At 74.4% G+C, this 10825-nt stretch carries 9 protein-coding genes; 4 read left to right on the forward strand and 5 right to left on the reverse strand.

Annotated features, from left to right (window positions below):
* The first annotated feature begins 94 nt into the window (after window positions 1-94).
* Complete coding sequence (locus AAC134_RS12485) at window positions 95-1360, forward strand: DNA polymerase IV (protein ID WP_339949454.1); 1266 nt, start codon at window positions 95-97, stop codon at window positions 1358-1360.
* Between the two features lie 744 nt (window positions 1361-2104).
* Here the strand turns inward: AAC134_RS12485 and AAC134_RS12490 are convergent.
* From AAC134_RS12490 to AAC134_RS12500, 3 genes are all read right to left on the reverse strand, one after another.
* On the reverse strand, window positions 2105-2986 hold the full coding sequence (locus tag AAC134_RS12490; RefSeq protein WP_339949421.1) for an N-formylglutamate amidohydrolase: 882 nt from the start codon (window positions 2984-2986) through the stop codon (window positions 2105-2107).
* Between the two features lie 252 nt (window positions 2987-3238).
* Window positions 3239-4432, reverse strand: a complete 1194-nt coding sequence (locus AAC134_RS12495) for an FAD-dependent monooxygenase (RefSeq protein WP_339949422.1) — start codon at window positions 4430-4432, stop codon at window positions 3239-3241.
* Window positions 4433-4659: 227 nt separating this feature from the next.
* Complete coding sequence (locus AAC134_RS12500) at window positions 4660-5439, reverse strand: enoyl-CoA hydratase-related protein (RefSeq protein ID WP_339949423.1); 780 nt, start codon at window positions 5437-5439, stop codon at window positions 4660-4662.
* 346 nt (window positions 5440-5785) lie between these two features.
* Here AAC134_RS12500 and AAC134_RS12505 point away from each other — a divergent pair, with 346 nt between their 5' ends.
* Complete coding sequence (locus AAC134_RS12505) at window positions 5786-7273, forward strand: adenylate/guanylate cyclase domain-containing protein (RefSeq protein WP_339949424.1); 1488 nt, start codon at window positions 5786-5788, stop codon at window positions 7271-7273.
* A 237-nt stretch (window positions 7274-7510) separates the two neighbouring features.
* Window positions 7511-8362 (forward strand): MBL fold metallo-hydrolase, encoded by an 852-nt coding sequence (locus tag AAC134_RS12510; protein WP_339949425.1) that lies wholly within the window; start codon window positions 7511-7513, stop codon window positions 8360-8362.
* Here the strand turns inward: AAC134_RS12510 and AAC134_RS12515 are convergent.
* Window positions 8338-8877, reverse strand: a complete 540-nt coding sequence (locus tag AAC134_RS12515) for a GNAT family N-acetyltransferase (protein ID WP_339949426.1) — start codon at window positions 8875-8877, stop codon at window positions 8338-8340. The genes AAC134_RS12510 and AAC134_RS12515 overlap by 25 nt on opposite strands.
* Window positions 8878-8970: 93 nt before the next feature.
* Between AAC134_RS12515 and AAC134_RS12520 the strand changes: the two genes are divergently transcribed.
* Window positions 8971-9615 (forward strand): VOC family protein, encoded by a 645-nt coding sequence (locus AAC134_RS12520; RefSeq protein WP_339949427.1) that lies wholly within the window; start codon window positions 8971-8973, stop codon window positions 9613-9615.
* A gap of 316 nt (window positions 9616-9931) precedes the next feature.
* Here AAC134_RS12520 and AAC134_RS12525 read toward each other — a convergent pair whose 3' ends face one another.
* Window positions 9932-10711 (reverse strand): alpha/beta fold hydrolase, encoded by a 780-nt coding sequence (locus tag AAC134_RS12525; RefSeq protein WP_339949428.1) that lies wholly within the window; start codon window positions 10709-10711, stop codon window positions 9932-9934.
* Window positions 10712-10825 lie beyond the last annotated feature (114 nt).

A 10825-nucleotide genomic window follows, 5' to 3' on the forward strand; every position in this document is an offset into this window, starting at 1 on the left:
TCCGGCCCGGCCCGGCCCCTCCCGAATCCGCGCGCGCCCGATTTCGCGCCGCGCTAGACTGCGCCCCATGTCCGCGATCCCTCCGTCAGCTCTCCTGCCCGCGCTCTGCCGCGACTGCGGCGCGACCTACCCGGTCGCCGCCGGCGCCCGCGCGCGCTGTCCGGCCTGCCGCAGCCCCCGCGCGCTGGCCCATGCCGAACTGCACGACCTCGCGATCGCCCATCTCGACTGCGACGCCTTCTACGCCAGCGTCGAGAAGCGCGACGACCCGGCGCTGCGCGACCGGCCGCTGATCATCGGCGGGGGGCGGCGGGGCGTGGTCTCGACCGCCTGCTACATCGCCCGCACGCGCGGGGTCCGCTCGGCCATGCCGATGTTCAAGGCGCTGAAGCTCTGCCCCGAGGCGGTGGTGCTGAAGCCCCGGATGGACCACTACGTCGCCGTCAGCCGCCAGATCCGCGCCCTGATGGACGAGCTGACCCCGATGATCGAGCCGCTGTCGCTGGACGAGGCGTTCCTCGACCTCTCCGGCACCCAGCGCCTGCACGGCATGTCGCCGGCCGCCGCCATGGCCCGTCTGATCCGCCGGATCGAGGCGGAGGTGGGCGTCTCGGCCTCGGTCGGGCTGAGCCACAACAAGTTCCTGGCCAAGATCGCCTCGGATCTCGACAAGCCGCGGGGGTTCTCGGTGATCGGGCGGGCCGAGACCGAGGCCTTCCTGATCGACAAGCCGATCCGCATCGTCTGGGGGATCGGCGGCGCCTCGGCCGAGAAGCTGGAGGCCGACGGGCTGCGCACCCTGCGCGACGTGCTGCGCGCCGACCCCGAGCGGATCGTGGCGCGCCACGGCTCGATGGGCGCGCGGCTGTTGAAACTGGCGCGCGGCGAGGATGCGCGGCGGGTGGCGCCGGACGCCGCGATCAAGTCGATCTCCAACGAGACCACGTTCGACGTGGACGTCTCGGACCCCGAGCTGCTGGACGGGCACCTGTGGCGGATGGCCGAGAAGGCCGCCGGCCGCGCCAAGGCGAGGGGGTTCGCCGGGCGCACGGTGACGCTGAAGCTCAAGCGCGCCGACTTCCGCCTGCTGACCCGCCGCGCCACCCCGCCCGAGCCGGTGCAGCTCGCCGACCGGCTCTACCGCATCGCCCGGCCCATGTTGCAGCGCGAGATGAACGCGGGGCCGTTTCGTCTGCTGGGGGTCGGAATCTCGGATCTCGTGCCCGAATCGGAGGCAGAGCGGTCGGGCGACCTGCTGGATCCGGATGCAGGTCGCCGGAGCGCGGCGGAAAAAGCGGCGGATTCGATCCGCGAACGCTTCGGGATCGATGCGATTCTGAAGGGTCGGTCGCTTAGGTAACGCAGCGTCACTCTCCCAGCAGCTTAGCAGATGCGGCGCCCAGCGCCCGAAAGGCGCCTCGCCCGCCGCCAGATTAATGTTTTGTACAAGCAATTTAACCATGGAATCAGGGTTTTGAGGGGCGCGGCGCCGCTTGCCCAAAGGTCATCGTTGAAATTGCTGCAGCGCACATATAGCTTCAGATCCGTGGCGTCTGACGTCACCGCCCTTCTGGGCGTTTCCTCCCTAGACTTGGGCCGCGTTCTGCGCGGCCCTTTTTTTTCGCCAGATCAGATCCTTACGCTTACGTCAGGGGTCGATGGCGGCGCCAAACCCCCTCGGGACCTCGCGAATCAGTCGTCACGACGCCGCCTGACGCCGGACCGCGCAAGCCGGGACAGGGGACGCGACGGCCGAGCAGTTGGCGCGGCGGAGCCCTCCGCGTCGGGACAGGCGGCGGAGCAGGGGTTGCCCCCGGGGGCATCCGCCAGCGAGCCGATGACATCGACCGTCCCGGTGTGGCTGAACCCGTCGCAGTCGACGTCGGCGGCGAAGGCCGGAACATCCACGGCGAGGATCGATTTTCTTCGAGGCGAAACCCTCGTCCTGTCGACATTAAGGAGAGGGATTCCCTTTACGGCGCCCGTTCAGCGACAAGCCAGAGCCTGCACTTGCGAGATATTGCCAAGCCTTGGCGTCGGCGCTTCGCAGACATCCTGCAAGGGGGCCGCGAGGCGCCCCCCTACACGGCGCAGCTCTGGCGCCTCACTCCGCCGCGAGGGCCGAGGCGGGGGGCTCGAGCGCGCCCAGCGCGGCGATGACCGGGCGCAGGGCGGTGCGAACGGCCTCGAAACCGGGGCCGGGGGCGACGCGGGCCTCGTCGAGATAGAGGCCGCGGTCGATCTCGATCTGCACCGCGTGCACGCCGCGGCCGGGGCGGCCGTAGCGCTGGGTGATGTAGCCGCCCGCAAAGGGCGAGTTGCGCGCCACCGCGAAGCCGGCCTCGCGGAAGGCGGCCTCGACCTGTTCGGTCACCCAGGGGGCGCAGGAGACGCCGAAGCGGTCGCCCAGGATCACCTCCGGCCGTCGCCCCTTGACCCGCGGCGAGGCGCGCAGGGCGTCCGAGGGCATCGAGTGGCAGTCGACCAGGATCGCGTGGCCATGGCGGGCGCGGGCGCTCTCGCACAGGTCCTGCAGGGCGGCGTGGTAGGGGCGCCAGCAGCGGCGCAGGCGGTCCTGCGCCTCGGCCTGGGTGAGCTTGCCGGTGTAGATCGCCACGCCCTCGGCCACCACGCGCGGGATCACGCCGAGGCCCGCGGCGAGGCGCGGGTTCAGGCCGGCGGGACGCACGCCCTGGATCAGGGCGGGGTCCAGCTCCTCCGGGCCGCGGTTCAGGTCGACATAGGCGCGCGGGACCAGCGCGTGGATCAGCGGGGCGCCATGGTCGGGGGCGGTGTGGAACAACTGCTCGACATGGGCGTCCTCGGACCGGCGCAGGTCGTGGGCGCCAAGGCGCGAGGCCCGCAGCAGGTCCTCGGGGTAGAGCCGCCCGGAATGGGGCGAGGAGAACACCACGGCCGCGTCCGTTCCGCCCCGGGGGCTTTCGACCCGGAAGCTGTCGGAGATGGAATGGATCTGCGCCGTCATGCCCCGAGTATAGCGTAGGCCGCGAGCCTGAACAGTCAGCTTCGCGTCACGTGTCGGAGACGCATCCCGACGGGTGGGCGGGAGACGCCCCCCGCCGCCCCCACGGACGCAGGGCGCGGGCGAAGCCCCCCTCGTTCGCCCCTGGCGGGACGCAGCCAAGCCCGCCCGCAGGGCGCCTGTAGTCCGCTTGTTGAAACAGTCGGACGCCCGCAGGGACCCACCCCCCCGAACGCAGCCCCCCCGGCCGGGTCGTCAGACCGGCGCGGTCGTCGGGTCGTAGCGATAGACCCAGTCGTTGAGGCCCTGCGCGGTCTCGGGCGCCAGGCGGGCGAAGGCGCCCAGGGCCGCGGCCTTGATCCATTGCTCTGGCGCGACGCGCGCGTGGAAGCGGCGGCCGTTGCGCGCGGCGGCCTGCTGCAGGCGGGTCGCGCGAGGCTTGCGGGCGCGCTCCCACGCCTCGAGCGCCTGGGTCGGCTCGTAGGCGGTCAGCGCCCGGGCGAGCACCACCGCGTCCTCCAGCGCCATGCCCGCGCCCTGGGCCAGGAACGGCAGCGTGGGGTGGGCGGCGTCGCCCAGGATCGCCACCCGGCCCCGCGACCAGCGGCGCAGGGGGCGGTGGCCGAACAGGCCCCAGCGGTAGGTCTCGGTCAGGGCGGCGAACAGGGTCTCGACCTCCGGATGCCAGCCCGCGAAGCTGGCGCGCAGGGCGTCGGGGTCGCCGGGCGCGGACCAGCCCTCGGCGGTCCAGCTCTCCTGCTCCTCGACCGCAACGATGTTCATCAGGCGGCCCTCGCGCAGCGGGTAGGTCACGAGATGCCGGCGCGGGCCCATCCAGACGGTGGTCCGGGGGCTGAGCAGGCCCGCGGGCAGACGCTCGGCCGGGACCAGCCCGCGCCAGGCGACGTGGCCCGAGAACAGCGGCTTGCCGGGGTTCGCCAGGTCCCCCCGCAGGGCCGAGCGCACCCCGTCCGCCCCGATCACCAGGTCCGCGTCCAGCGTGCCGGCATCGGTGTAGAGCGAGGCGCCCCCGCGGCGGTCCCCCGCCCGCTCGGCCCGGAGCCCGAGACGGATCTGCGCCCCCTGCGCCCGCGCCGCCCCCTCGAGCGCACAGAGCAGGTCGGCCCGGTGCAGATGCAGGTAGGGGGCGCCCCAGCGGGTCTCGGCCGCGCGGCCCAGCGCCATGCGATAGACGACCGAGGCGCTGCGATGCAGGCGCAACTCCACCGCCTCGGGGCGCGCGGCGAGGGCGCGGACGGCCTCGCCCGCCCCGATCCAGTCGAGCGCGCGCACCGCGTTGGGCGAGAGCTGCAGCCCGGCCCCGACCTCGGTCAGCGCGGGGGCCTGCTCGACCACGGTCACCGAGTGCCCCGCCCGGCCTAGCGCGGCCGCGCAGGCGAGGCCGGCGACCCCTGCGCCGACCACGACGATATCCAGCCTGCGCACCATGCGCCGCGCTCCCCCTGCCCGCGTGCTGCGGGCGTCATCCCTTCGGCCGCCCGGCGGACGGCCTGCCTGTCCCCGGCGCGCCCCCCGCGACCGGATCGCGGCGAGAGGCGCTGCGAGCCCCGCTCCCCCGATCCGGCCGCGGTCCCGAGGGGCGCGCCGGTCCTCGATGCATGGCCCGGGTCCGCCGCCCCTCGGCGGGCCCCGGCCGTGTCGGCCTGTCGCGCGGCTCAGGCGCCGGTGAAGACGGGCTTTTCCTTCTTCAGGAACGCCTTCACCGCGTCGGCGTTGTCCTGGCTGTTGGCGCAGATGCCCTGCAGCGCGGCCTCGTAGGCGTAGCTGTCGTCAAAGCTGTGATCGTCGGCCGCCGCCAGCACCGACTTGGCGTAGCGCAGGGTCCGCGGGGCGCCCTGGGCGAGCGTCGCGGCCCACTCCATCGCCGCGGCGCGGGCCTCGCCCTTGGCCACGACCTTGTTGGCCAGCCCCGCCTCCAGCGCCTCGGCCGCCTTCAGACGTCCGGCCGAGACGATCATCTCGTAGGCGCGCTTCTTGCCGATGGCGCGCAGCAGCATCCAGTGGGCGCCGCCGTCGGGGATCAGCCCGATCGCGGCGAAGGCGAGGTAGAGGTAGCTGTCCTCCTCCATCACCGCGAGGTCGGAGGCCATCACCAGGCTGGCGCCGATGCCCGCGCAGGCGCCCTGGGCGGCCACGATCACCGGCTTGGGCCCCTTGGTGATGGCGTCCATCACGGGCTTGTACTCGTTCATCAGGCTGGCCTGGGTGTCGCGACCGGGCTTGGCGGCCTTCAGGTCGGCGCCCGCGCAGAAGGCGCGGCCCTCGGCGGCCAGCACGATCACCCGCGTCTCGGGGTCGGCATGGGCCTGCTTGAGCGCGGCGGCGAGATCGCGGCGCAGGTGCTCGTCAAAGGCGTTCAGCGCGTCGGGCCGGTTCAGCGCCACCAGCGACACGGGGCCGGAGCGCTCGAGAAGGACGGTGGAGAAATCGGACATGGGCGTTTCCTTGATCCGGCCCGGGTGCGGGCCCGGGCTCGCTGGGGGGCGTTGGGGGAGGGCGCGCCGGCCGCCGAGCGGCGCGGCCGCGGCGCGCGCGAGTCACGCGAGGATACAAGCCGGCCGGCCGGATGAACAATCCCGCGCGCGGGCGCAATCCCGCGACGCTGCGTCAGCCGGAGGACGGCCCGCCCCGCGCCAGGGTCCCGGCCCGGTCCCGCGCCGCATTCCCCGGCTTCGGCGCCCAGGCGCCGCGACTCGCCCGCCGGGGGCCGCCGCGCTTGCGCCCGACAGGAGGGCGCGGTCATAACAGCCGCGCGACAGGGCGGCGTCGGGGGAAGCGGACATGGCCACGAGCGCCCAAGCGCGCAACGATGCTGGACGCGGCGCCGAGGCGCGCGACGGGGCAAGGCGCGGCGCAGATGCGCGCGACGAGGCCGGGCGCGGTCCCGGTCTTCGCGAGACCGCAGAGGCCCGCATCGACCGGATCATGGCCCAGGAATCCGCCGCCCGCGCGGTGATCACGGCGCGGGTCGTGTCGATCGCGCTGGTGGTGCTGGCGCCGCTGGTGATCCTGGTCGCGGGCTGGCCCGACGGGCTGTATCACCTGGCGCTGATGCCGCTGTTTGCAGGCTCGGTGTGGATGCAGGCCTGGGCGGGGCGGCGCTGGGGGCCCGCGACCTGGCGGCACTACGCGATCATCGCCTTCAACTACGCGCTGCTGACCTTCACGCTCTATTTCCCCAACCCGTTCTCGGATCCGCAACTGCCGCCGGCGGCGATGCTGCATTTCGGGAACGCGGGCTACTATTTCATAATGCTGGCGGCGCTGGCCTTCAGCTTCTCGCCGGGACTGGTGATGTGGGGCGGGGTGTGCGCGGCGCTGTGCGCCTCGCTGGCGCGGCTGTGGATGCTGGCCCAGCCGGGGGTCAGCCTGTCCTCGACCGGCGGCGACGCCGCGAGCCGCGCGATGCACAAGGATTTCGAGGCCGCGCTCGAGGATTCCCTGTCGATCTTCCACGTCGACCCCGGCGTCTGGATCCAGGAGGTCGTGGTCTTCCTGGTGGTGGCCGGGATGCTGGCCCAGGCCGTGCGCCTGTCGCGGCGCACCGCGAGGCGGCAGGCGACGCTCGAGCGGCGGGGCGCCAACCTCGCGCGCTATCTCCCCGCCGCGCTCGCCGAGCGGATGGCCGAGGCCGACGCCCCCTTCGGCGGCGACCGCCGGGCGGTGGCCGCGATCCTGTTCACCGACGTGGTGGGCTTCACCGGCTGGGCCGAGGGGCGCGACCCGGCCGAGGTCGCGGGCCTGCTGCGCGAGGTGCACGGCGCCGTCGCCGACCAGGTGTTCCGCGCCGGCGGCGTGCTGGACAAGTTCATCGGCGACGGCGCGATGGCGAGCTTCGGCCTCGCCCCCCAGGATCCGGCCGCGCCCGACCCCGCCGACCTCGCCGCCCGGGCGCTGGGCTGCGCCGAGGCGATCCTCTCGGCTGTCGAGGGCCTGAACCGCCGCCGCGCCGCCGCGGGCCAGGACCCGGTGCGCCTGTCGGTCGGGCTGCACCTCGGCCCGGTGGTGGTGGGCGACGTGGGCGCGGAGGGGCGGATGGAGCTTGCCACCGTCGGCGACGCGGTGAACGTGGCCAGCCGGATCGAGGCGTTGACCCGCGTCCTGGGGTGCGCGGCCTGCGCCTCGGGCGCGGTGATCGAGGCGCTGCCCGGCGACGCGCCCCCGCCCGGCTGGCGCTTCGCCGGCGCCCACATCCTGCCCGGCCGCCGCGAGGCCATGCCGATCTGGGCCCGAAGCCTTCCGAGCGTCGAGCCGTCGGGGGCGGGCTGACCGCCGGCCATCAGACCCGGCGACTCCCGGCGCCTGGCAGTCCCCCTGGGTATCGTCGAACCCGATACCGGAGCGATTGCGGACCGACGCGACCTGTGGGCCCGGCGCGGGACGGCGTCCGCGCCGCCGCCCGCTCCCGTCCCGCTCCCGTCTCGCTCACGGCATCGCGACTTCGCGAGTCCCCCGGCCTTGCTAGGCTTGCCGCAACCGCCCTTGGCTTTCGCGCAAGGAGATCGCATGGCCCTGTCCGTTCTCGACGCCCTTTGCCGGGCGCTGCGCCCGCCGAGCCCTCGTTCCGCCGCGCTGGGGCTGGGGCTGGCGCTGGCCGCCGCGGCCTCGCCGGCGGGGGCCTCGGTCTGCCAGTCGGTGGCCGGGATCCTGCCCGAGGCCCGCTACGTGCGCCTCGCCCAGGTCGCGCCCGAGGAGGCGGGCGAGGTCACCATCCGCTTTGTCGGCCACTCGACCTACCTGATCGAGACCGGCGGCGGCGTCTCGATCGCCACCGACTTCAACGGCTGGGCCGGCCCGGTCGAGGTCCCCACGGTGGTCACCATGAACCACGCCCACGAGACGCACTGGACCGCCAATCCCGATCCGCGCATCCCCCACGTGTTCCGCGGCTGGCCCGACCCCGGGCAGGAGAAGGCCGAGATCTGGGAGGAGGTCGGCGACGTGCTGGTGCGCAACGTGCCCACCGACATCCGCGGCTGGGGCGGAGGGCGGGAGCCCAACGGCAACTCGATCTTCATCTATGAGGTCGGCCAGCTGTGCATCGGCCACCTGGGCCACCTGCACCACACGCTCGGCCCCGATCACTACGCCGCCATCGGGCGGCTCGACATCGTGATGGCGGCGGTGGACGGCGGCTCGACCCTGAACCTGCCCGACATGATCGCGCTGCTGAAGCGGGTGCGGGCCTCGGTGGTGCTGCCGATGCACTACTGGGGGTATTCCTCGCTGGACCGGTTCGTTGCGGGGATGTCGGACCAGTTCCGCATCGTGAACGCCGAGGCCGTGGGCGAGCTGACCCTGACCCCGCGCACCCTGCCCGCAGAGCCCACCGTCTACATCCTGCCGCAGGGCGGCTGAGGGGCCCGGAGCCGCTTGCGGAAGGTCAGGCTGGTGGGACGGTCGTAGCCTGGATGCGCCGTGGCGCCGACCTGTGCGAAGCCCATGCGCGCGAAGGCGGCGTGGTTGCCGGTCAGTTCGACCCGCGTCTGCAGCTCCAGCGCCGGCAGGCCGCGGGCCAGCGCCAGCGCCTCGGCCGCCGCCATCAGCGCCGCGCCGACGCCCGCGCCCTGCAGGTCCGGGCGCACCGCCAGCTTGCTGACATAGAGCGCGCCGGGCCGCTCGGCCGCGAACAGGCAGCCGATCAGGCGAGCCTGCGGGCCGTCCTGGGCGCGGGCCAGCAGCAAGCTCTCGTCGCGCGCCTTCGCCCGCAGCGCCGCGGCGTCCATGCGCGAGAGGGAGGAGGGCGGGTCGATCCGCCCCTCCATGTAGCCGAACGCCGCCTGCACCAGCGCCAGCAGCCCCTGCCAGTCGTCGAAACCGGCCTCGGCGGGGGCGATGCGCAGGGCGGCGATGGCGTCGGGGGCGGGGGGCATCGGCGAGCTCCGGTCGGGCGCGGCGGCCCTTGATCCCGGCCGCCGCCCGCGATCCTATGCCGACCGAGCCCAGCCCGGGCAAGGGAGCACGCCATGGCCGCCGAACTCGATCACCTCGTCGTCGCCTGCCTGTCGCTGGCGCAGGCGCGCCCGACGCTCGAGGCCGCGCTGGGGGCCACCGACCAGGGGGGCGTGCATGTCGGGCGCGGCACCCACAACGCGCTGTGGGCGCTCGACGGCGGGCCGCTGGGGGCCTGCTACCTCGAACTGATCGCCCCCGATCCCGACCAGAGCCCGCCCGCGAAAGGCCCGATGCCCTTCGGCCTGCACCGCGAGGACGTGCGCGCGCGCCTGGCGGACGGCCCGCGCCTGCTCGCCTGGGTCGCGCGCTGCAAGGCGGCCGAGCCCCTGATCGCCGCCTGCCCCCAGGACATGGGCCGCCTGCTGCCCATGCGGCGGGGCGAGCTGCACTGGCGGCTGAGCGTCCCGCCCGACGGGGTGGCGGCCTGCGGGGGCGTGGTTCCCTCGCTGATCGAGTGGCCGGACGGCGTCTCGCCGGCCTCGGCGATGCCCTCGCGCGGGCTGCGCCTGACCGGCTTCGCCCGCCGCCCCGATCCCGTCGCGACCGAGGCGCTGGCGGCGCTGGGCCTCGCCGCCGTGCTGCCCGAGGGCGAGACGGGCGGCGCCCCGATGCGCGCCACGATCGAGGGGCCGGGCGGAACGCTGGTCTTCGACTGAGCCGCACGGAAGGGCGCGCGCTGGCGGCCGGTGTCGGCACGGAATTCGGACCGGTCCATCGGGGGCGCCTGCGCGCATTCGGATTCCCGAAGGCAGGGATGCGCCCGGGTCGCCCGGCCCGCCCCGAGCCAGGTCAACCGCCCGCCCGTCCCTCGCCCCCCTCGCGGCGCCGCCCCCGGCCCGCCCCGCGGCGCCCCGCCGGCGGGGGGGCGCGAGGGCCGCGCGCCTCCGCCCTGCGGAGGCCGCCGCGCGTCTTCGCGCGGCCCTGCGGGCTTGCCCGCAGGCGCGGCCCGGGCCCGCAACAGGCGCGACGCCCTCAGCGGTCGAGGAAAGCGGCCACGGCGGCGGCGAAAGCCTCGGGCTGTTCGGCGTGCAGCCAGTGACCGGCGCCCGCCAGCGTCTCGACCTCCATCGCCGGAAACAGGGGCCTGGCCGCCGCCAGCCCCGCGTCGTCGGCATAGTCCGAGACGCCGCCGCGCAGGAACAGCGTCTCCCCCGGCCAGGTTCCGTCCACCTCCGGGAAGCCGACCATCCCGCTCATGAAATCCCGCAGCGCCGGCAGATTCAGCTTCCAGCGCAGGCCGTCGGGCCCCGAGGCCAGCGAGTGCAGCAGGAACGCCCGCAGCGAACGTTCGGGGACGGCCTCCGCGATCTGCGGCTCGACCTCGCTGCGCCGGGTCAGCGCGCCGAGATCCACCGCCATCATCGCCTCGACATAGGCGAGGTTGGAATGCGCGTAGCCCACCGGCGCGATGTCCGCGATCACCAGCCGCCGCAGCCCCGCCGGGCGCCGCGTCAGCGCCGCGATCATCGCGGCCTTCCCGCCCATCGAGTGGCCCAGCAGGTCCGCTTCCCCCCCGCCATGCAGCGCCAGCGCCTCGTCCAGATCCTCGGCCATGCCGTCGTAGGACTGGTCGTCGCTCCACGGACTGTCGCCGTGGTTGCGCATGTCGAGCGCGATCACCCGGCGCCCGTAGGCCAGCCGCTTGGCCACGCCGCCCCAGTTGCGCGCCGAGCCGAACAGCCCGTGCGCGATCACCAGGGGAGGCTTTTGCTCGGCGCCCTCGGGGGCATGGACGATGGCGTTCAGCCGCATGGGTCGGTCCTCCGGTTGCCTGGGGCGCGGGCGCTGGGGTCTTCACATGCCCCCTCCGCGCGCCGAGGAAAAGCCCCGCGGCCGCCTGCCCCCTTTGCGCGCGCGCCGGCCCCG

Origin of the sequence: uncultured Albimonas sp. (assembly GCF_963977235.1) — a bacterium.
GTDB lineage: Bacteria > Pseudomonadota > Alphaproteobacteria > Rhodobacterales > Rhodobacteraceae > Albimonas.